At 74.1% G+C, this 21,110-nt stretch carries 20 protein-coding genes and 1 tRNA gene; 14 read left to right on the forward strand and 7 right to left on the reverse strand.

The features are described 5' to 3' along the window. Positions 1-82: 82 nt before the first annotated feature. A complete protein-coding gene (locus ACFQ80_RS12585; protein WP_430563882.1) occupies positions 83-589 on the forward strand; it encodes a hypothetical protein in 507 nt (168 codons plus the stop codon). Between the two features lie 489 nt (positions 590-1,078). Beyond that, positions 1,079-1,450 carry a WhiB family transcriptional regulator gene (locus ACFQ80_RS12590; protein WP_429762635.1) on the forward strand — a complete coding sequence of 124 codons (372 nt, stop codon included), beginning with the start codon at positions 1,079-1,081 and terminating at the stop codon, positions 1,448-1,450. A gap of 130 nt (positions 1,451-1,580) precedes the next feature. Here the strand turns inward: ACFQ80_RS12590 and ACFQ80_RS12595 are convergent, their stop codons facing one another. After that, positions 1,581-2,690, reverse strand: a complete 1,110-nt coding sequence (locus ACFQ80_RS12595; RefSeq protein ID WP_430563883.1) for a ThiF family adenylyltransferase — start codon at positions 2,688-2,690, stop codon at positions 1,581-1,583. A gap of 144 nt (positions 2,691-2,834) precedes the next feature. Here ACFQ80_RS12595 and ACFQ80_RS12600 point away from each other — a divergent pair, with 144 nt between their 5' ends. Continuing rightward, on the forward strand, positions 2,835-3,374 hold the full coding sequence (locus ACFQ80_RS12600; RefSeq protein WP_430549937.1) for a SprT-like domain-containing protein: 540 nt from the start codon (positions 2,835-2,837) through the stop codon (positions 3,372-3,374). Positions 3,375-3,416: 42 nt separating this feature from the next. On the opposite strand, the gene ACFQ80_RS12605 is transcribed toward ACFQ80_RS12600, so the two are convergent. Further along, on the reverse strand, positions 3,417-4,901 hold the full coding sequence (locus tag ACFQ80_RS12605) for a zinc-dependent metalloprotease (protein WP_430549559.1): 1,485 nt from the start codon (positions 4,899-4,901) through the stop codon (positions 3,417-3,419). Positions 4,902-5,125: 224 nt separating this feature from the next. Here ACFQ80_RS12605 and ACFQ80_RS12610 point away from each other — a divergent pair, with 224 nt between their 5' ends. From ACFQ80_RS12610 to ACFQ80_RS12630, 5 genes are all read left to right on the forward strand, one after another. Next, the gene (locus tag ACFQ80_RS12610) at positions 5,126-6,295 is read left to right on the forward strand and encodes a PDZ domain-containing protein (RefSeq protein ID WP_430563884.1); all 1,170 of its coding nucleotides are present in this window, start codon (positions 5,126-5,128) and stop codon (positions 6,293-6,295) included. Between the two features lie 118 nt (positions 6,296-6,413). Beyond that, positions 6,414-9,494 (forward strand): UPF0182 family protein, encoded by a 3,081-nt coding sequence (locus tag ACFQ80_RS12615; RefSeq protein ID WP_430563885.1) that lies wholly within the window; start codon positions 6,414-6,416, stop codon positions 9,492-9,494. A gap of 170 nt (positions 9,495-9,664) precedes the next feature. Further along, a tRNA-Met gene (locus ACFQ80_RS12620) sits at positions 9,665-9,741 on the forward strand. A 209-nt stretch (positions 9,742-9,950) separates the two neighbouring features. Next, positions 9,951-10,220, forward strand: a complete 270-nt coding sequence (locus ACFQ80_RS12625; RefSeq protein WP_430549562.1) for a Rho termination factor N-terminal domain-containing protein — start codon at positions 9,951-9,953, stop codon at positions 10,218-10,220. 91 nt (positions 10,221-10,311) lie between these two features. Then, on the forward strand, positions 10,312-10,803 hold the full coding sequence (locus ACFQ80_RS12630) for a dsRBD fold-containing protein (protein ID WP_430563886.1): 492 nt from the start codon (positions 10,312-10,314) through the stop codon (positions 10,801-10,803). An 18-nt stretch (positions 10,804-10,821) separates the two neighbouring features. On the opposite strand, the gene ACFQ80_RS12635 is transcribed toward ACFQ80_RS12630, so the two are convergent. From ACFQ80_RS12635 to ACFQ80_RS12645, 3 genes are read right to left on the reverse strand one after another with little or no spacing between them, the layout of a single operon-like run. After that, positions 10,822-12,105: an RNA polymerase sigma factor gene (locus ACFQ80_RS12635; RefSeq protein WP_430563887.1), complete on the reverse strand. Its 1,284-nt coding sequence runs from the start codon at positions 12,103-12,105 to the stop codon at positions 10,822-10,824. Between the two features lie 21 nt (positions 12,106-12,126). Then, on the reverse strand, positions 12,127-12,477 hold the full coding sequence (locus ACFQ80_RS12640) for a YciI family protein (protein WP_430563888.1): 351 nt from the start codon (positions 12,475-12,477) through the stop codon (positions 12,127-12,129). Beyond that, complete coding sequence (locus ACFQ80_RS12645; protein WP_430563889.1) at positions 12,474-12,854, reverse strand: YciI family protein; 381 nt, start codon at positions 12,852-12,854, stop codon at positions 12,474-12,476. The genes ACFQ80_RS12640 and ACFQ80_RS12645 overlap by 4 nt, the downstream gene beginning before the upstream one ends. A gap of 220 nt (positions 12,855-13,074) precedes the next feature. Between ACFQ80_RS12645 and ACFQ80_RS12650 the strand changes: the two genes are divergently transcribed. The 3 genes from ACFQ80_RS12650 to ACFQ80_RS12660 are packed head-to-tail and all read left to right on the forward strand — an operon-like array spanning position 13,075 to position 15,610. Next, positions 13,075-13,938, forward strand: coding sequence for an ABC transporter substrate-binding protein (locus ACFQ80_RS12650; protein WP_430563890.1), 864 nt, complete (start codon positions 13,075-13,077; stop codon positions 13,936-13,938). Positions 13,939-13,943: 5 nt separating this feature from the next. After that, entirely contained in the window at positions 13,944-14,837 is an 894-nt protein-coding gene (locus ACFQ80_RS12655; protein ID WP_430563891.1) for an amino acid ABC transporter permease, read from the forward strand. After that, positions 14,834-15,610, forward strand: coding sequence for an amino acid ABC transporter ATP-binding protein (locus ACFQ80_RS12660; protein ID WP_430563892.1), 777 nt, complete (start codon positions 14,834-14,836; stop codon positions 15,608-15,610). Before ACFQ80_RS12655 ends, ACFQ80_RS12660 begins: the two co-directional genes overlap by 4 nt. A gap of 31 nt (positions 15,611-15,641) precedes the next feature. Here the strand turns inward: ACFQ80_RS12660 and ACFQ80_RS12665 are convergent, their stop codons facing one another. Both ACFQ80_RS12665 and ACFQ80_RS12670 read right to left on the reverse strand, forming a co-directional pair. Beyond that, complete coding sequence (locus tag ACFQ80_RS12665; RefSeq protein ID WP_430563893.1) at positions 15,642-16,310, reverse strand: response regulator; 669 nt, start codon at positions 16,308-16,310, stop codon at positions 15,642-15,644. A 26-nt stretch (positions 16,311-16,336) separates the two neighbouring features. Further along, complete coding sequence (locus tag ACFQ80_RS12670; protein ID WP_430563894.1) at positions 16,337-17,653, reverse strand: sensor histidine kinase; 1,317 nt, start codon at positions 17,651-17,653, stop codon at positions 16,337-16,339. A gap of 209 nt (positions 17,654-17,862) precedes the next feature. Between ACFQ80_RS12670 and ACFQ80_RS12675 the strand changes: the two genes are divergently transcribed. From ACFQ80_RS12675 to ACFQ80_RS12685, 3 genes are all read left to right on the forward strand, one after another. Beyond that, complete coding sequence (locus ACFQ80_RS12675) at positions 17,863-18,552, forward strand: FxLYD domain-containing protein (RefSeq protein WP_430563895.1); 690 nt, start codon at positions 17,863-17,865, stop codon at positions 18,550-18,552. Positions 18,553-18,728: 176 nt separating this feature from the next. Further along, positions 18,729-19,607 (forward strand): NAD(P)-dependent oxidoreductase, encoded by an 879-nt coding sequence (locus tag ACFQ80_RS12680; protein ID WP_430563896.1) that lies wholly within the window; start codon positions 18,729-18,731, stop codon positions 19,605-19,607. Positions 19,608-19,710: 103 nt separating this feature from the next. After that, positions 19,711-21,087: a DUF2235 domain-containing protein gene (locus ACFQ80_RS12685; protein WP_430563897.1), complete on the forward strand. Its 1,377-nt coding sequence runs from the start codon at positions 19,711-19,713 to the stop codon at positions 21,085-21,087. The last annotated feature ends 23 nt before the right edge of the window (positions 21,088-21,110 follow it).

Here is a 21,110-nt window from a genome sequence, read left to right on the forward strand (position 1 = left end):
GCGGACCTGACGAAGACTCTTGTCGGGCCGACCGCCGGAGTGCCAGATTGTCGAGGTCCGTCCCCGACGAGAGGTGTCCTCCATGGTCCCGCCCGGGCGTTCCCGCCCCACCGCCCCAGCCGGTCGCCGCGCCCGCAGGGCGCCGGCCGCGGGCGCCGGCCTCGTCCTCGCCGTCCTGCTGGCGGCCTGCTCCGCCGGCGGCACCGGCCCCGGCGACGGCAACGGCCCGCGCAGCGGCGGACACGGTGAGCACGGCGGATCCCCCGGGGCCGCCGGGGCCGGCGGCCACGCCGCGCACGACCTGCCCGCGGGTTTCACCGAGGCCCTCGAGAGGGTCACGACCGACCGCGGCACGGAGATCCTCGAGGACGGGCTGATCACCAGGGCCGAGGTGCAGGACCTGCAGCAGGTCCAGGTGGACTGCCTCGTCGGCGAGGGGTTCGACGCGAGCCGCGGCGACGGCGGGCTGCAGGTCCGGGCGGTCCCGGACGGCCTCGACGACGCGGGTGTGGCAGCCGCGGTGGAGGGCTGCCTGGGCGACCTGGTGGTCATCGGGCCGCTGGAGGCGGCGGCGTCCTCGGGGCCCTGAACGGGTGCCCGAAAAAACTCGTCGAAGAAATCTCGAAAAAAGATGTGGCGGCCTGGGCGAGGCCGTCTATGCTCGGAGAGTCCCAGACGGAGTGGCGTCTGCCGAGAGGCGGAGGTCCGAGAGCAGTGAGGAGGTGGGTGCACAAGATGGACACGATGACTCAGATCGTGATGGCGACCGCGTCTGCTGGCGCGCCCGGGTACACGTCTGCCCGTGGCGAGCTCGACGCCGTCCGTCCGTTCCGCGCGCGTCAGCACGGAGCAGGCAACGCCGATCTCCACATCGCACCCGACTCCGCCTCCTGGAGACATCCGGTCTAGAACCGGATCCAGGCCGCGGAGTCCCCCCGGGACCCGCGGCCTTCGTCTTTCCGCTCAGGGAAGAAGACCTCACCAGGTCGTTCGAGCCGGACCTCTGACTCCAGAGGTCCACCCGCAGGTCCTGAACACCGACGTTCACATCAATACCCAGGACCTGACGGAGGAACTCGTGCGCCTCGCACAGCTGTTGGACGAGCGGCTGCTCGACACGATCCCCCAGGGCGGAAACGGCCCTTGGACCCCGCATCAACCCCTCACCCAGAGCCCGGCCGAGGTGGCCGAGCTCGACCGCCAGTTCGCGGCGCTGCTGCCGTGCCGTACCAACGACCCGGAGCTCTGGTTCGCCGAGCACACCACCCAGGTCGAGGAGGCCAAGGCGCTGTGCCGCGGCTGCCCGCTGCAGGCCGGCTGCCTCGCCGGTGCCCTCGAGCGGCAGGAGCCCTGGGGCGTCTGGGGTGGTGAGGTCTTCGTCGACGGCAAGGTCGTGGCCCGCAAGCGCGGTCGCGGCCGGCCCCGGAAGTCGGAGACCGTCGCAGCATGACCGCGCAGTGCGCCCGGGATGCCCGGCGTGCTGAACAGGCAGGACCCACGACAGGCCTCCGGCGAGACCCCGGAGAGCGCGCCCGCATCACGTGCGGCCGGCTCTTCGCCGTCTCGCCGGGGGCCTGTCCTCATGTCGGCAGCCGGGCCGGCAGCCGGGTCGGCAGCCGGACGCACCCGCACGCCGGGTGCGGCGCGACGTCCCGCACGCGCGGCACCGCCTCGGGCAGCGCGACCTCCAGACGCCGCCCCACGGTCGCGGGCGTCGCGCCGTCGAGCAGCGCGAGCACCTGCCCGGCCGCCAGCGCGGCGGCCGTCGCCGCGAGCATGGTCTCGTGGGCGACGTCGTCGGCCGGGCGGAGCGCGAGGTCCGCCGCGACGAACGGCCACCCCCGGTCCGCGTCGGCGGCGTGACGGTCGCAGCACCCCACGCACGGCGAACGGCCCGGCAGCACGAACGGTCCGACGACGACGTCGGCCTCCCGCACCACCACGGGGAGGTGGGGGACCCCGGCCCCGAGCAGCCGCTCGTAGCGCTCCGCGCGCGCGGCGTGCGCTTCCACCACCACGACGGCGTCCGGCAGGCGTGGCCCGCCCGTCTCCGCGACCGCCAGTGCGCTGCCGACCCGGAGCCGCGGGTGGGCGGACGCGAGCCGCGCGGCGGCGGACTGCTCCCGCGGACGGCCGACGTCGCCGGGTCCGTGGCCGCCGAGCCCGAGGTCGCCCACCTGGACGGGGTCGCGGTCGTCGAGCACGAGGGCGCCGACGCTTGCACCGGCGAGGAGGCCGGCCAGGGCCGTGCCGGTCCGGCCGAGGCCCCGCACCCCGACGACGCCGGCGTCGCGGCGGGCGAGCGTGGCCGCGCCGGCGCCGTCGGGGCGCAGGGCACCCAGCACGGTGGCGTCCGGCGTCCAGGGCGGCGCGGCATCGGCGACCGCGGCCGGCCGGTCCGTGGCGGTGCGGACGAGGAACCCGCCGTCGGCCAGCACGCGCTCGATCCGCTCCTGACGCTCGGGGCTCACGCCCCACTGCCGGGCGCCACGATCCAGGGAGCGGTGCCGCCGTGTCCCGGCGTCGCGCAGCCATCGCGCCTCGTGGTCGTCCAGGCCGGACAGGACGAGGCTCCAGCGGGGGTCCGTGCCGAGCTGGACCTCGCCGTCGCCGTGGTCGAGGACGGGGGTCGCCGGGCGCAGCGTGAGGAGGTGACCCGTCGCGGCGGTCAGGTCGTCGGCGTCTGCCATGCGGCCACCCTGGCACGCGGGTCAGGGACGGTCGGGGCGTCGTCCACAGGTCCCTCGGGCGGATTCCCGGGGCGCCCGGTTCGTGAGTTCTGACACACAAAGTTCACGATTCCCCGGTACCGTCGTGCCGTGGCCCACGACACGATGATGACGTCGGTGGAGGTCCGGCGCAGCCGTCGGCGGACCGCCACGGTCAGCGCGTACCGCGACGGGGAGCGTACCGTCGTGGCCATTCCCGCGCGCTTCTCGCGTGCCCAGGAGCGCGAGTGGGTGGCGAAGATGCTCGCGCGGCTCGAGGACAAGGAGCGGCGTCGGCGCCCGTCCGACGCCCAGCTCGTCGAGCGCGCCAAGGAGCTCTCCGAGCGGTACCTGGACGGTCGTGCCCACCCGACGAGCGTGGCCTGGTCCCCCCACCAGGGCCGGCGCTGGGGGTCGTGCACGCTGGTCGACGGCTCGATCCGGATCTCCACGCGCGTGCAGGGGATGCCCGAGTGGGTGCTCGACTACGTGCTGCTGCACGAGCTGGCGCACCTGCTGCACGCAGGGCACGGCCCCGCGTTCTGGCAGCTCCTCGAGGCCTACCCGCGCACGGACCGGGCGCGCGGGTTCCTCGAGGGCGTCTCGTTCGTCCAGGACGACGGCGGAGCGTCGCCCGGCCCGGCCGACGACAAGCCCGCCGGCTGAGCCGGCCGGTGTCGGCGGCGCGGGCCGAGGCGACGGGCCGGGTCAGGACGAGGGCGTGTCCCCGTCGCCGGTGCCGTCGTCCTTCCCCGAGCGGTCCGCCGCGTCCAGGATCTGCGCCAGCGCGGCGTCGACGTCGGACTGTTCCTCCGCCTGCTCCTGGCGTCGCGTGAAGTAGCCGGCGGGGTCGTCGAGGTCCGCGGTGCCGGGCAGCAGGTCGGGGTGCTCCCAGACGGCGTCGCGCGCCTGGGGGCCGCCCTCGGCGAGGACGTGTGCGAAGAGTGCGGTGGCGTCGCGGGAGCGCCGCGGGCGCAGCTCGAGCCCGACCAGCGTGGCGAAGGTGTGCTCCGCGGGCCCGCCGGCCGCACGGCGGCGCCGGATCATCTCGCGCAGCGGGTAGGTGTGCGGCAGGTGGGGGAGCGCCGCGGTGGCCGCGACCTCGGTGACCCAGCCCTCGACGAGCGCCAGCGCGGTCTCGAGGCGCAGCAGGGTGGCCTCCTGCTCGGGGGTGTGCTGCAGCCCGAAGACGCCGCCGGTCAGGGCGCCGCGCAGCGCCTCGGGGTCGCTGGGGTCGATCTCGCGCACCTGCTGCTCGAGCACGTCCAGGTCGATGGTGATGCCGCGCGCGTACTGCTCGACGAGGCCGTGCAGGTGCGCCGTGAGCCAGGGGACGTGCGTGAACAGCCGGGCGTGCGCGGCCTCGCGCAGCGCGAGGAAGTGGCGCACCTCCTCCAGCGGCGCGTCGAGCCCGTCGGCGAACGCGGTGACGTTGGTCGGCAGCAGCACGGTGGCGGGCTCGGACAGCAGCGGGACGCCGACGTCGGTGGCGCCGAACACCTCCCGCGACAGGGTGCCGGCGGCCTGCCCCACCTGCATGCCGAACACGGCCGACCCGAGGCGGCGCATCATCTGCGCGGGATCGAACCCGCCGCCGAGCTCGCCGCCCAGGGCGCCGGCAGGCAGCCCCGCGAGACCCGGCACGCCCAGCGCGTCGGTGTCGCCGAGGTCCCCGGGGAGCTGGTCGCGCAGCACGGTGGCGAGGGCGTCGGCGACGGACGTCGCGACCGGCGCCACCAGGCGGTGCCAGGCGGGCAGCGTGGCCTCCACCCACTCCGACCGGCTCCACGCGTGCGCGCGGCCGCCGGCGGGCGGCAGGTCGGTCACCGCGTCGAGCCACAGCTCCGCGACCCCGAGCGCGTCGGTCGCGGCCTTCGCCTGGCCGCCCGTGAGCGACGGGTCGCCCTCGGCGACGGCGACCTGCCGGGCGATGTCGTGGGCGACGTCGGTGTTCACCGGGCCGTCCCCGGACGCGGACAGGAGCCGCTGCACCTGGGCCAGGACGTGCTGCATGGTCGCCGGGTCGGGCGTGCCGGCGCCGGGCATGCCCGCGAGCGCGGCCGGGTCGATGCCCTGCGCGCGCATCTGGGCGAGGACCTCGTCGGTGCGGTCCCCGAAGAAGCCCTCCAGCATCGAGCGCAGCATGCGCTCGCGCTCCTCGGCACCCTCGGGGTCGTCGGGAAGGTTGCTCATGCGCGGGGCTCCTCGGCTGTGCGGTGGAGGGACGTCGGACGACGGCGGCCGTCTTCCGACTGGTTCACCGTAACCACCGACGACGTCCGGCCGGGCCGTGGAGTTCCGGCGGTTCGCTCTGGGCGCAGATCTCCCGGAGACCCTGAGGGGCGGGCCGGTGACCGGGCTGGTGACCGAGCTGGTGAGCGGGCGCCACGTCCAGGAACGTCGGCGATGATGTGCCGGTGACCTTCGACCGCGACATCCTCGCGCCCGACGACCCGTCGTCGCCCGACGAGGACACGCTCCCCGCCTCGCGCGCGTCGCGACGCAGCGTGACGCTCGGCGTCTCCCTGCTGGTGACGGCGCTCCTCGCCGCCGTCCTCCTGGTGCTCCCGACGCCCTACGCGATCCGTGCGCCGGGGCCGACCGAGGACACGCTCGGGCTGCAGGGCGCGGACGTGCAGGGCGGCGCGGGCGAGACGTCGAGCGGGGGCAAGAGCGCCACCGCGAAGCCGGTCGTGGAGATCGAGGGCGCGAAGACCTACGACGTCACGGGCGAGCTGCGTCTCACCACCGTGTCGGTGTACGGCGGGCCGGGCGGCGACGTCCTGCTGGGGGACGTGCTCTGGGGCTGGGGATCGCGCGAGCGCTCGGTGCAGCCGGTCGAGGCGATCTTCCCGCAGCAGACCACGCGGGAGCAGCAGCAGGAGGTCGGTCAGGCGCAGATGGCGGGGTCGGAGTCGGCCGCGACCGTGGCGGCGCTGACGGAGCTGGGGTACGAGGTGCCCGCGACGCTCACGGTGGCCGGCACGGTGCCCGACTCCGGCGCCGACGGCGTCGTCGAGCCGGGGGACGTGGTGCGCAGCATCGACGGGCAGGAGGTCACGACGCACCAGGACCTGCTCGCCGCTCTCGACGACGTGCCGGCGGGCGACGACGTGACGCTGGGCGTCGAGCGCGACGGCGAGGCGGAGGACCTCACGGTGACGACGTCGGAGGGGGACGGGCGCGCGGCGCTCGGCGTGCTCCTCGACCCGACGTACGACTATCCGGTCGACGTGACCATCCGGCCGGGCGACATCGGTGGGCCGAGCGCCGGCACGATGTTCGCGCTGGCGATCATCACGAAGATGACGCCCGACGACGAGCTGGACGGCGCCCACGTGGCGGGCACGGGCACGATGAGCGTCGACGGTCTCGTCGGGCCGATCGGCGGCATCCAGCAGAAGCTCTTCGGCGCGGTCGACGCCGGTGCGGACTGGTTCCTCGCCCCGGCGGGCAACTGCGACGAGGTCGTCGGGCACGTCCCGGACGGGCTGCAGGTGGTCCGGGTGGCCACCCTCGAGGACGCGCGGACGGCGATCGAGGCGATCGGCGCGGGGGAGGGCGCGGGCCTGCCGACGTGCTCGTGACCGGCCTGTGAAGGGCCGGTCGCCCACCCGCGGGCGAAGCGTGGGAACCTGAGGGATGACAGGGACGTTCCACACCAGAACGTCCGTCCGTCCCGAGCACGAGTGAGGTGCCCGCACCGTGTCCTTCGCTGCCCCACCCCGTCGACGACCAGGCGGCCCGCCCGCCAAGCGTCGCCGCAGCCCTCTGGCGATCACGCTGGTCGTGATCGCCGCGGTCGTCGTCGCGCTGCTGCTCCTCGCGCAGTTCTGGACCGAGATCATGTGGTTCGACGCGCTCGGCTTCGGCAACGTGATCTGGACGGAGTGGATCACCCGCGGCATCCTCTTCGTCGTCGGCTTCCTCGTGATGGCGGCCGCCGTCTTCTCGTCGTTCGCCGTCGCGTACCGGGTGCGCCCCGTCTACGCGCCGTCGACGCCCGAGCAGGCGACCCTGGACCAGTACCGGGAGGCCATCGAGCCCCTGCGTCGCGTCGTCACCATCGCCGGACCGGTCGTCGTCGGGTTCTTCGCCGGTGTCGCGGCGTCCGCGCAGTGGCGCAGCGTGCTCCTGGCGATCAACCCCTCCTCGTTCGGCGAGAAGGACCCCCAGTTCGGGATCGACCTCGGGTTCTACGTCTTCTCGCTGCCCGCGCTGCGGTTCGCGGTGAGCTTCCTCATGGCGGTCGTGATCATCGCCGGCATCGCCGCGCTGGTGACGCACTACCTGTACGGCGGGCTGCGTCTCGGGCCCGTGCCGGCGGGGACCCCGCGCACCACCCGCGCGTCCCGCGTGCACCTCGCCGTGCTGGGCTCCACGCTCATGCTGGTGATCGGTGCGAACTACTGGCTCGACCGGTACTCGCTGCTGACGGCGACGAACGGCGGCAGCACGGCGGCCACCTACAACGGGGCGTCCTACTCGGACGTGCACGCCGTCATCCCGTCGAAGGAGATCCTCACGGGTGTCGCGGTGCTCGTGGCGCTGCTGTTCGTCGTGGCGGCGGTCCGCGGCACGTGGCGCCTGCCGGCCATCGGTGTCGGCCTCATGGTCGTGTCGGCGATCGCGATCGGCGGCATCTACCCGGCCGTCGTGCAGCGCTTCCAGGTGAACCCCAACGCCCAGGAGCTCGAGGCCGACTACATCCAGCGCAACATCGACGCCACGCACGCGGCGTACGGGCTGGACGACATCGAGACCCAGCCCTACGACGCCACCACGGAGGCGGAGCAGGGCGCGCTGCGCGAGGACGCGGACACCACCGCGTCGGTGCGCCTGCTCGACCCGCAGATCGTCAGCCCGTCGTTCCGCCAGCTGCAGCAGAACAAGCAGTACTACAACTTCGCCGACAACCTGTCGGTGGACCGGTACGACATCGACGGCGAGTCCCGCGACACCGTGATCGCGGTGCGCGAGCTCAACCTCGACGGCCTGGGCGACGGCCAGCGCAACTGGGTGAACGACCACACGGTGTTCACCCACGGGTACGGCGTCGTCGCCGCGTACGGCAACCAGCCCGGACCGGACGGCCAGCCGGCCTTCTACGAGGGCGGCATCCCGACGCAGGGCGCGCTCACCGACAAGGGGTACGAGCCCCGCATCTACTTCAGCCCGTCCACGTCGGAGTACTCCATCGTGGGCGCGCCGGAGGACGCGACGCCGTGGGAGCTCGACTACCAGGCCGACGACGAGGAAGGCGGCCAGCAGGTCAACACCACCTTCCCCACCGAGGACGTGACCGCGGGCCCGTCGGTCGGCTCGTTCGGCAGCAAGCTCCTGTACGCGCTGAAGTTCGGCTCCCAGGAGATGCTCTTCTCCGAGCGGGTGAACGACGAGTCGCAGATCCTCTACGACCGCGACCCGATGACCCGCGTGCAGAAGGTCGCCCCGTGGCTGACCCTCGACCAGGGCATGTACCCGGCCGTCGTCGACGGGCGCGTCAAGTGGATCGTCGACGGGTACACCACGTCCGACGCGTACCCGTACTCGACCAGCCGTCCGATGCAGGAGGCGACGGCGGACTCTCTGACGCTCGCCGCCCAGGGCGTGCCGGTGGAGATGCCGCCGGAGGTCAACTACATCCGCAACTCGGTGAAGGCGACCGTCGACGCCTACGACGGCTCGGTGGACCTGTACGCCTGGGACACCGAGGACCCCGTCCTGAAGGCCTGGTCCGACGTGTTCCCGACGTCCGTCAAGCCGATGTCGGAGATCTCCGGCGACCTGATGAGCCACATCCGCTACCCCGAGGACATGTTCAAGGTCCAGCGCACGCTGCTGACGCAGTACCACGTCGAGGACGCGGGGCAGTTCTTCTCCGGCCAGGACTTCTGGGCGAACCCGGCGGACCCGGTGGCCAGCGGCGGCGCGAACGGCGCGAACGCCGCGAAGCAGCCCCCGTACTACATGTCGCTGCAGATGCCGGGGCAGCAGAGCTCGGCGTTCTCGTTGACCAGCACGTTCATCCCGGGCGGTAACACCGACCGCGAGATCCTCACGGGGTACCTGGCCGCCGACGGCAACGCCGGGTCGACCGCGGGCGAGGTGGCGGAAGGCTACGGGAAGCTACGGATGCTGGAGCTGCCCCGTGACTCGACGGTGCCCGGCCCGGGTCAGGTGCAGAACAACTTCGACTCGAACCCGACGATCTCCGAGCAGCTGAACATCCTGGAGCGCGGCTCCTCGAACGTCGTGCGCGGCAACCAGCTGACGTTGCCCGTCGGTGGTGGCCTGCTCTACGTGCAGCCGGTGTACATCCAGTCCGCCGGGGGCACGGCGTACCCGCTGCTGCGCCGCGTGCTCGTCGCGTTCGGCGACCAGACCGGGTACGCGGAGACCCTCGACGAGGCCCTGGACCAGGTGTTCGGCGGCGACTCGGGCGCGACGGCCGGCGACGCCGACGGCGAGGTCGAGTCCGAGGTGCCCACCGCGCCGGTCGACGGCGGGGACGGGGCCACGGAGCCGTCCACGGAGCCGAGCGCGGAGCCGAGCACGGAACCGAGCACGGAACCGAGCACGGAACCGAGCGGTGGCACCACGCCGTCGGGTGACGCGCAGTCGCGACTGAACGCCGCCCTCCAGGAGGCGAACGACGCGATGACCGCCAGCGACGAGGCGCTGAAGGCCGGCGACTTCACCGCGTACGGCGAGGCGCAGGACCGCCTGCAGCAGGCGATCGAGGACGCCGTCGCGGCGGAGAAGGAGATCGAGTCCGCCGGCTGACCGGCGGGTGGTGCGAGGCGCGGGGTCGTCGGTCCGTCGGGACCGGCGGCCCCGCCGTCGTCGGACGGGCGTCGTCGCAGGCCGGAGGCGGTCGCGGGTGTGACCTCGGTCCCATTCGCCCGATGCGATTTGATTCGTGCCCGGTGACGCCGTAATGTTCAGGGAGTCGACGCGGGGTGGAGCAGCTCGGTAGCTCGCTGGGCTCATAACCCAGAGGTCGCAGGTTCAAATCCTGCCCCCGCTACCACGGGATGTCGTCGACATCCACGAAGGCCCCGACCGGGATCCGGTCGGGGCCTTCGTCATGTCCGGGCCACGCCCCCCGGCACCATGCCCCCCGGTTCGTCGCCCTCGGGATGCGACCGAGCGAGGTCGTGGCCACGGTGGAGTCGCCGCGTGGAGACGACGCGCGGCGCCATGACCCGACGGACGGGTGTGATCGGGAGGAGCCGCAGGATGCCGCGACGAGACGCAGGGCCGAGCGTCAAGGACAAGGAGCTCTACGAGGAGCTGCGCGACGAGGGCAACAGCAAGGAGAAGTCGGCGCGGATCGCGAACGCCGCCGCGGCGCGCGGCCGGAAGAAGGTCGGTGCCAAGGGCGGGAAGTCCGGCTCCTACGACGACTGGACGGTCACCGACCTGCGCAAGCGGGCGGCGGAGATCGGCATCGAGGGACGGTCGTCGATGCGCAAGGCCGAGCTCGTCGAGGCGCTGCGCTCGCACTGACCGCGCCGTGCCAGGGGCCCGTGCCGGGCGCATGATGGAAGGAGCCACCGCCGGGACGGCGGGCACCCGACGACGACGCGAGGAGGCGGCGATGAGAGCGACGGTGGGCGACCGGATCGTGGTGGCGTCCGGGGTGGTCGGCGGGGCGGTGCGCGACGGCGTCGTCGTCGGCTGCCCGCACGAGGACGGCTCGCCGCCCTATCAGGTGCGCTGGTCGGACACGGGCGAGGAGACGCTGGTCTTCCCCGGCGCCGACACCCTGGTGCAGCACGACGGCGGCGGGACGGAGCCGCCGCCGCCACGGCGGTCGCCCGCCCGGGCGCTCACGTGGGACGTGCGGGTCTCGCTCGTGGAGTCGGCCGGGAGCACGACGGCGGAGGCGATGCTGACGCCCGGCCCGGACGTCGGCTCGTTGCGCGGCGTCGGGCACGCGCGCAAGGACCCGGGCGACCTGCAGGTCCCGGTCATCGGGGACGAGGTCGCCGCGGCGCGGGCCCTGCGACGGCTCGCGGACGCGTTGCTCGAGCAGGCGGAGCAGGACATCTCCGCGCAGACGGGGCACCAGGCGCACGTGCACCCGTGACCGCCCCGCCCGGGTCGGTCAGGCGAGCTGCGCGCGACGGCGGCGCAGGTGGTCGCGCTCGGCGCCGTGCCCGCACAGGGCCAGCGCCGCGTCGTAGGCCCGGCGGGCGCCGTCCGGGTCGCCCGCGCGGCGCAGGAGCTCCGCCCGCAGGGCGGGCAGCCGGTGCCCGGGCAGTGCCACCCCGGTGAGGGCGTCGAGGCCGGCGTGCGGCCCGGAGACCTCCGCCACGGCGACCGCGCGGTTGAGTCGCACGACCGGGGTGTCGGTCAGCGTCAGGAGCTCGTCGTAGCGGGCGAGGATGCGGTCCCAGGCGGTCGCGTCCGGGGTGCGGGCGATCGCGTGCTCGGCGGCCACGAGGGCCTGGAGCAGGTACGGCGTCGGGGGAGCGGTGGCGAGGGGCGTGAGCAGGTCGAGAGCCTCGGCGATCTCGCCCTGGTGCCACCGGGAGCGGTCCTGGTCCGGCAGCAGCACCAGGGCTCCGTCGCGCACCCGGGCGTCGCGGCGCGAGTGCTGGAGCAGCACGAGCGCGAGGAGGGCGTCGAGCTCGCGTGCCGCCACGCCGTCGTCTCCGGCGCCGTCGTCTCCGGCGCCGTCGTCCTGCGCGCCCCGCCCGCCCGCGGCGCTGCCCGGCGCGGGGAGGACGTCGCGCAGCACGCGGACGAGCCGCACCGCCTCGCCGGCGAGCTCGCCCCGCACGACGTCGTCCCCGCTGGTGGGCGCGTAGCCCGCGGTGAACGCGAGGTACGCGACGTCGGCCGCGACGCCGAGGCGGTCGGTGAGCTCCCGGGCGGACGGCAGCGCGAACCGCTCGCCCGCGAGCCTCTTGCGCGCCCGGGTCAGGCGTGCCGCCATCGTCGGCGTCGACTGGAGGAACAGGCGGGCGACGTCGGGGGTGGGCACGCCCAGCACCAGGCGCAGCGAGAGCGCCGCGGCCGCCTCGCGCGACAGCCGCGGGTGGGCGCACAGGAGCACCAGGCGCAGCCGCTCGTCGGTCAGGGGCTCGCCCGCGTCCGCCATCACCCGCTGCGCGCGGCTGGCCAGGTCGGCCTCCACCTCCAGCAGCGGCATCGATCGCGCCAGCACCCGTTCGGACCGGAGCCGGTCGAGCACCCGGCGCCGGGCGGCGGTGAGGAGCCAGGCGGGGCCGTTCGCCGGCACGCCGTCGCGCGGCCAGGTACGGGCCGCCGCCTCGAACGCGTCCGCGAGCCCGTCCTCCGCCAGGTCGAGGCGACGGAACCGCGCGACGAGCAGGGCCAGCAGCCGGCCCCACTCGTCGCGCATCAGGTCCTCGAGGGCTACCACGGGCGTCCTTCCGGGGCCGGTCTACCCGGCCAGGGCCGGCCGCAGCTCGACCGTGAGCTCGTCCGGGAGCAGCCGCGCGAGCTCGATGGCGGTGTCCAGGTCGGGCACGTCGACGACGTAGAAGCCGCCGAGCTGCTCGGCCGCCTCGGCGAAGGGGCCGTCGGTGACGGCGCGGTCGCCGCCCGCGCCCGGCCCGAGCGTGCGGGCGGCGGCGGGGTGGCCGAGGCCCTCGCCCGCGACGACCGCGCCCCGCTCGGCGACCGCGGAGTCGAACGCCTCCAACCGGGCGTAGAAGCGCTCGCGGTGCGCGTCGTCGGCGGCGCCCCAGATCTCGTAGTGGTCCGGTTGCGTGAGCAGGACGACGACCTTCATGCGCTGCGCTCCTCGTGGTCCACGGCGGCGCGCACCTCGACGACGCCGTCGGCGTCGCCGGACGACCCGGCGAGCGTCGCGCTGATCTGGAGCAGGTCGTCGAGGTCGTCCGACTCGACCAGGTAGAACCCGGACAGCTGCTCCGCCGTCTCGGCGAACGGCCCGTCGGTGACGACGACCCGCCCCGCGGCGTCGCGGCGCACCTGCTTGGTGGTGCGGGAGTGCGTGAGCTCGGCACCTCCGGTGACGCGGTGCCCGCGCTCGGCCAGCAGCCGGGCGAACTCCTCGTGCCTCGCGTACACGGCGGCGCGCTCCTCGGCACTCGCGCGTTCCCAGACGTCCTCGACGCCGGGCAGCAGTACGACGTACGTGGTCATGGTTTCATCGTCCTTCCTCGTGGCGGGTCGTACACCTGCTCGTGCACCTGGATGACGCGCGAGGACCGTGCAGTTCGACAACCCGGGGAAGATCGACAACCGCGACGAGGTTGCCCTGTGACGACCGCCATGCCGCACGGACCCGTGGTCGGCATAGGCTCATCGGCGGCGTGACCCCCTCCGTCTTCGTCGGTCCCCCTCGTCGGAAAGGCTCCCACCCGTGCGCACCTCCCGTCCTGTCCTCGCGGTCGCTCTCGCGTCGGCCGCCACGCTCGCGTTCGCCGGCTGCTCGTCGTCGGACGACGGCGGCGACGGTGCCCCCGCCGCGTCCGGCAGCGCCACCGACTGCACGCCCGAGGGCATGCAGACCCTCACCGACGGCACCCTGACCGTGGGCGCGAGCGACCCGTTCGAGCCCTGGTACGTGGGCGAGCCGAGCACCGGGGAGGGCTTCGAGTCCGCGCTCGTGTACGCCGTCGCGGACGAGCTCGGGTTCGCGAAGGAGGACGTCGAGTGGACGTCCGTGACCTTCGAGCAGATCATCAGCCCGGCCGTGAAGCCGTTCGACGTCGCCGCCTACCAGACGACGATCACCGACGAGCGCAAGAACGCCGTGGACTTCTCCAGCCCGTACCTCACCAGCCGGCAGGGCGTCATCGTGGCCGACGAGGGCGAGTTCTCCGAGGCGGCCAGCCTGGCGGACCTCAAGGGCGCGAAGATCGGCGTCACCGCCTCGCAGACGTCGCTCGCCGTCGCCGACGCCGCGTGGGGCGACGACGTCGAGGTGACACCGTTCAACGCCGCCGGCGACGGCATGACCGCCCTGAGCTCGGGCACCATCGACGCCATGGTGATGGACGTCGACCAGGGCGTCGCCGCCTCGACCGTCTACTTCCCCGACACGCACGTGATCGGCACGCTGCCGCCCGTGGGCGAGCCGGAGCAGCTCGGGCTCGTGCTCGACAAGGGATCGTCGCTCACGGCGTGCGTCTCGGCCGCCGTCGACACGCTCGAGGAGAACGGCACGCTCGACGAGCTGCGCACCACCTGGCTCAAGTCGGACGACGTCCCCGAGCTGTCCTGACGCCCGTGACCGGACCCGCGACGACGCCGACCGGCGGCTGGCAGCCGTCGGAGCGGGCACGCGCCCGCACGGCGTACCGGCGGGCGCAGCACCGCCGCGCGCTGCTGGTGGCCGGCGTCGCCACGGCCCTCGTGCTGGCCGCCGTCGTGTACGTGGTGACGACGGCGCCCGGCTGGGAGCGGGCGCGCGAGGCGTTCTTCTCCCCGGAGCGCGCCTGGGAGGTGCTGCCCGAGGTCGCGGCGGGGCTGTGGCTCAACCTGCGGGTGTGGGTCGTGGCGAGCGTGGTCGCGCTCGTCGTCGGGCTGCTGCTGGCCGTCGTGCGGACCTCGCGGGTGCCGGCGCTGTTCCCGCTGCGGATCTTCGCCGTCGCGTACGTGGACGTGTTCCGCGGCGTGCCGCTGCTGCTCGTGCTGCTGCTGGTGGGTTTCGGCCTGCCCGCCCTGCGCCTGCCGTGGCTGCCGGTGAGCGCCGCCTTCCTCGGCGGCCTGTCGATCGTCGTCTGCTACACGGCGTACCTCGCGGAGATCTTCCGCGCGGGCATCGAGGCGGTGCACCCGTCGCAGGTGGCGGCCGCCCGGTCGCTGGGCCTGACCCGCGGGCAGGCGGTGCGGCGCGTCGTGCTGCCGCAGGCGGTCCGCAACGTCACCGCGCCCGTGGCCAGCATGCTCGTGTCGCTGCAGAAGGACTCCGGCCTCATCTCGATCCTCGGCGCCGTCGACGCGATCCGCGCCGCGCAGATCGCGACCACCGGCGACTACAACTTCACGCCGTACGTGGTGGCGGGCCTGCTGTTCCTGGCGATCTCGATCCCGCTCACCCGGCTGGTCGACGCGTGGTCCGCCCGCCAGGGCTGGCGCGGCGAGCTGCGCGGCGTCGCCGGTGCGGGGGTGGTGCGATGAGCGACATCGTCCCCGGGGCGCCGCTCCTGTCGCTGCGCGGCGTCCGCAAGTCCTTCGGCACCGGTGCCGACCGCAAGGTCGTGCTCGACGGCGTCGACCTCGACGTCGCCGCGGGGTCGTGCGTCGTCGTGGTCGGGTCGTCCGGGTCCGGCAAGTCCACGCTGCTGCGCGTCGTCGACCTGCTGGAGGAGGTCGACGACGGCCAGGTGCTGCTGGACGGCGAGGACGTCGCCGACCCCTGGGTGGACGCCGACGCCGTGCGCGCCCGCCTCGCGATGGTCTTCCAGCAGTACAACCTCTTCCCGCACCTGCGCGTGCTCGACAACGTGGCCCTGGCGCCGCGGGTCGTGCACAAGGCGCCGCGGGCCGAGGCCGAGGCGGCCGCGCTGGCGATGCTCGAGCGCGTCGGCCTCGCGGACAAGGCGCGCGCGTACCCCGACCAGCTCTCGGGCGGGCAGCAGCAGCGCGCCGCCATCGCGCGTGCGCTCGTGAACGGGCCCGAGCTGCTCCTGCTCGACGAGGTGACGTCCGCCCTCGACCCCGAGCTGGTGGGGGAGGTGCTCGACCTCCTGCTCTCCCTGCGCAGCGAGGGCGTCGCCGGGCGGCCGACGACGATGCTCGTCGCCACGCACGAGATGGGCTTCGCCCGCGAGGTCGCCGACGAGGTCGTCTTCTTGCACGCCGGGCGCGTGCACGAGCGCGGAACGCCCGAGCAGGTGCTCCGGGAACCGCGGGAGGAGCGCACGCGCGAGTTCCTGCGGCGGCTGCGCTGACGGCCCGTCGGACCAGCCCGTCGGGTTCCCGTCAGGGGGCGGTGCTCGGAGCCGTCGCGCCGGCCCGGTCGACGAGCACCGCGAGCTGTTCGCGCGAGTCGAGCCCGAGCTTCGCCATCGCCCGCCCCAGGTGTGCCTTGACGGTCGACTCCGAGAGGTAGATCCGCTCGCCGATCGCCCGGTTCGACAGGCCGAGCGGCAGGTGGGAAGCGATCTCAACCTCGCGGGCGGTGAGCTTCTCCAGCCGGCGCAGGGCGTCGGCGACCCGCGAGTCGACCTGCCGGGAGCCGGCCATGTGGCGGATCACGGCTGCGGCGGCCACGGGGTCGAGCGCTCCGGCGCCCTCGGCCACCTCGCGCACGTGCTGGGCGATGTGGGCCGGGTCGTCGTCCTTGCTGAGGAAGCCCTGCGCCCCGGCGGCGAGCGCGTCGACGACCGTCTCGTCGGTGCCGAACGAGGTGAGCGCGATGACGGCGGGGGGCGAGGGCGTGCGGCGCAGCTGGCGGATGGCGTCGAGACCGCCCGTCCGGCGCATGTGCAGGTCCATCAGCACGACGTCGGGAGCATGCTCCGCGACGGCGGACACCACCTCGTCGCCGTCCGTGGCCTCGCCCACGACGTCGATCCCCTGGCCGACCAGCACCGTCGCGAGGAGCCGGCGGACCAGCGGGTCGTCGTCCACGAGCAGGACCCGGGTCACGGTCCGGAGCGTAGCGCCCCGGGGGATCAGTCGCCCGGTGACACCGTCTCAGCCGCGGTGTCGTCGGCGCCGACGTCGCGCCCCAGCCACGGCAGGTGCACCCGCACCTCGAACCGCCCGTCGCGGTGCCCGGCGTCGAAGGTGCCGCCCAGGGCCGCGGCGCGCTCCCGCATCCCGAGCATCCCGTTGCCGGTACCAGGGGCGGTCGAAGAAGGACCGCCCGTCGGGGTGGCGTTCACGACCCGGATGTCCACGCCAGCGTCCGGCCCACCCTGCACGGCGACGTCCACGGGCGCGCCGGGAGCGTGCTTGGCCGCGTTCGTGACCGCCTCCTGCACGATCCGGAGGGTGGCCCGGGCGAGCGCGGTCGTCGCACCCGCGGCTCCACGCACCTCGACCGCGGCGACGAGGTGCGCACCGTCCGCCCGCAGCTGATCGAGCAACGGCCCCAGGTCGTCCAGGCTCACGCCGGGACCGCCCGGACCGTCGACGCCACCGGACCGCAGCGTGGACAGCAGGGAGCGCAGCTCGGTCATCGCCTGCTGGGCGGACCCGCGCACCTCGCGGGCGGTGCGGACGGCTCCCGGGTCCGCGCCGTGCGTCACCTCGAGGGCGGACGCCTGCAGCGAGATCGCGGCGACGTGGTGGGCGATGGTGTCGTGCACCTCGCGCGCGATCGACTCGCGCTCCGTCTGCCGTGCCATCTGGTCGCGCAGGACTGCGGTCGCGGCGGCCTGCGCACGCTGTTCCTCGCGTGCCTGGGCCGCCGTCGCCAGCGCCCGGCGGACGAGGCCCGCGGCCACGGACAGGGCCAGCAGCCCGAGGCCCACGACGACGAAGACCGCGGCGGTGGGCTCGGACGCAAGGACGTGCGACTCCCGATCGATCGTGAACAGGACGCGCGCCTCGTGGTCGCGCAGCGCGTCCCGGACGAGCGCCGCCGTCGTGGCCGCCGTCGTCGCACCCACGGCGACGAGGCAGGAGCGGACCGCACTGGTGGCGAGCACCCAGGGCAGGGCGAGGAGCGCGGCCGACGAGTCCAGCGGGAGCAGGACCGAGCACGCCGACGCGCCGAGGCACAGCGCGAGCGGGTACCGCTGCCGGAGCACGAGCAGGCCCGCGAGGACGAGTCCGACCAGGGCGCTCGCGGCGTACAGAGCCGGTTGCTGGGCGCTCTGCGGGGCCGCGGCGTGCGAGGCGAAGCCCACCGCCAGGAGGGAGCTCCCCGCCGACACCGCGACCGCGACCACGGTCCCGGCGACCGACGCCCAGCGCAGGGCGGCGGCTCGGCCGACCTTGGGTGTCGACCCAGATCCCGGGTCGTCCGTCGCTCGAGCGAACATGCGTCGACAGTACGGCCGAGCGCAGCGCCACGCGCCCGTCGACGAGGCCCCGAGCGCAGGTGTACCCGATCGGGCACATCGGGTCTGCCCGATCGGGCGATGTGGCGGACACCGGCCACGACGCACCGTGGAATACGGCAGATCGTCCGGTGCCCGAAGTCGGCAACGGGCACACGAACCTTCACCGCGTCGCACCGAGGAGTATTCCCATGTCCCAGACCCTCCCGCCGAGCCAGGGCATCCCCGTCCCGCCGACGCCTGCCCCGCCGGCGCCGCAGCGTGGTAACGCCATGGCGATCACCGGGTTCGTCGTCGCCGTCGTGGCGCTCGTGCTGTGCTTCGTCCCGATCATCAACACCTTCGCGTTCTTCCTGGCTCTCGTCGGGCTCGTGTTCGGGATTATCGGCCTCGTGCGGACTCGGAAGGGCGCGGCACGCAAGGGTCTGGCCGTCGCCGCGATCATCGTCTCGGTGGTCGCCGGCGCAGGCGTGCTGATCTCTCAGGCGGTCTACGGTGCGATGGCGGACTCTGTCTCCGAATCGTTCGACGACGTGTCGGCAGACCTGGACAAGATGAGCGGTGACGCCACGGAGCAGGTCCTCGCCGACGAGGTGAGCGTCGAGATCGGCGACTTCTCGGCCGACGAGGACGAGTACGGCCTGGTCACCTCGGCGCTGCCGGTCACGCTGACCAACACCTCGGACGAGACCCAGTCCTTCGACGTGACCGTCGAGGCGGTCGACGAGTCCGGGAACCGGATCTCCAACGACGTCGCATACGTCTCGGAGCTCCGTGCGGGCCAGTCGGACGAGGTCGACCTGTTCCAGTTCGTCGAGGAGGGCGACCTCGACGAGATGAAGGGTGCGACGTTCGAGGTCGTCGAGGCCAGCGCGTACTGAGCGCCGAGAACTCGACGTACGGTCCGGATCGCGGTGGGTCGCCGCGGTCCGGACCTGTCCTTGGCACGGACACGTCGGTGCGCCCGACGGCCTCCCGGCTAGCCTGGGTCGGCCCGGGGCCGCCGTCGTCCCGGGTGCCAAGGACGGCGATCGTGACGACGGCGCGGAGGTCAGAGATGCAGGGCACGTCGATCGGGTTCGTCGGCACGGGACCGATGGGGGCGCCGATGGCGCGGAACCTGCTGGCGGCGGGGTTCGACGTCGCGCTGTGGAACCGGACCGCCGCCAAGGCGGAGGCGGTCGCCGAGGGCGAGCCACGCGCGACGGTCGCGGCGACGCCGGCTGAGACGGCTCGGCCGGTGGTCGTCGTGATGCTGCCGGACCTGCCGCAGGTGCGGGACGTCGTCGACCGCCCGGACGGGCTGCGGGCGGGGTGGCGCGCGGCCGGGGTGGCGGACCCGGTACTGGTCGTGATGAGCACGGTGAGCCCGGTCGCGATCCTCGCGTGGGCGGAGCAGCTCGCGGCCGACGGGATCCGCCTGGTGGACGCGCCCGTGAGCGGCGGCGTCGAGGGCGCGGTGGCGGGCAGCCTGAGCATCATGGCGGGCGGCGCGGACGGCGACCTCGCCGCGGTCCGGCCGGTGCTGGACGCGATGGGCTCGACGGTGCGCCACCTCGGCCCGGTGGGCGCGGGCTCGCTCACCAAGACGTGCAACCAGATCGTCGTGGGCGGCACGCTCAACGCCCTGGCCGAGGCGGTCGCCATCGCCCAGGCCGGTGGCCTGGACCTCGCCACCGTGCTGGAGGTGCTGGGCGCCGGGCTGGCGGGCTCGCAGGTGCTCACGGACAAGTCGCGGCGCTACCTCTCGGGCGACTACGCGGACGGCGCCGCGTGCCGCACCCAGCTCAAGGACCTCGAGTTCGGCCTCGCGGTGGGGCAGCAGCTCGGCGTCGACACGTCGCTGACGGCGGTCGCCCGCGACCGGTACCAGCGGATGGTCGACCGCGGCGACGCGGAGCTGGACCACAGCGCCGTCATCCGCGTCGTCGTCTGAGCCTGCCCACGACGCCGCCGGTCGGGGACCTTGCACGACGGCGTGAACGCTCGTCGTATCAGCGCCGCGCTGGCACCCTCCGAGGTACATGGAGGGGACGACCATGAAGCGACTGGTGCTGTGCTGCGACGGGACGTGGAACCACGCCGTGAACTCGCAGGTGTCCAACATCGAGAAGATCGCGCGCTCCGTGCTGCGCTCCGGCGGGAGCGCGGACCCGGACGTCGAGCAGGTCGTCGGGTACGTGGCGGGCGTCGGCGCCCGCGGCTACCTGGTGGACCAGCTGCTCGGCGGCGCGTTCGGGTACGGGTTCACCCGCAACGTGGTGGACGGCTACCGATTCCTGACCATGAACTACGAGCCCGGTGACGAGATCGTGGTGCTCGGCTACTCCCGCGGGGCGTACACGGCGCGCAGCGTCGTGGGGATGCTGTCGCAGGTGGGCCTGCTGACCGTGGAGGCCCAGGACGACGGGCTGCTGTGCGAGGCGGAACGCGTCTACCGCCTCAGGCCGCCGACGGCGCGCCGCGTCGCGCGAGCGAAGCGCACCGTGGCCCGCACCCGGCCCGGGTCGTGGCGCCGGCGCCGGGCGGAGGCCCTGCTGCGGCGGGGCGACGAGGTCCGCGCCGAGAAGCGGGCGTTCCGTGCGGAGCACGGGATCGAGGTCCCCGTCCGCTTCCTGGGCGTCTTCGACACGGTCGGCGCGCTCGGGGTCCCGGGCCCGTCACGCCGCAAGAACCGCTTCCACGACGTCTCCCTCTCGCCCGCGGTCCTCACCGCACGGCAGGCGCTCGCGATCGACGAGCGCCGGCTGACCTTCGCGCCGTGCCTGTGGACCGTGCCCGACGGCGACCCGCCCGACCGGGTGCAGCAGGTGTGGTTCCCCGGCACCCACGGCGACGTCGGCGGCGGTGGCGCCCGCTGCGGCCTGTCGGACGTCGCGCTGCAGTGGATGGCCGCCGAGATGCGTGGCGTGGGCGTGCAGTTCGACGAGCACCGGCTCGCACGCCAGCTCACCCCGCGCGCCGCCCTGGTCCTGGACCAGGCGCCGCCGTGGCCCTTCCGCATCCTCAACATGTTCACCCGTGTGCGGCCGCGCTACGCGACGGTCGACGGACGCCTCGTCTTCCGCCGGGGCCTGCGGGTGCTCGCGCTGCCGGCCGCGACGTCGTCCCCGGCGGAGCTCACCACCGGTGCTTCGGCCCCGGACGTCGTGACCGCGGAGGTCGTGGGAGCCTGGCGCGACGGTGTGCGCCTGGCGGACACGGTGCTGCGGCACGTGCTGCGCGACGGCTACGCCGCCCTCGCCCCCAACCTCGGCTGGTGGATCACCGAGGCCGGAGGGGTGGAACGGGTCCCCGTCGAGCAGGTGGACGCCGCCCGCGGCGACCTGCGCCCCTTCGTGCTGCCCGGCAGCGACGCCATCGCGCCGCAGCTCGCGACCTCGCAGGAGCCTCGCGCCCTGCCCGCGGGTCGCTGACGGAGCCGGCTCAGGACGGTGCG

It is taken from the genome of Isoptericola sp. NPDC056578 (assembly GCF_042793275.1).
Classification (GTDB): domain Bacteria; phylum Actinomycetota; class Actinomycetes; order Actinomycetales; family Cellulomonadaceae; genus Isoptericola.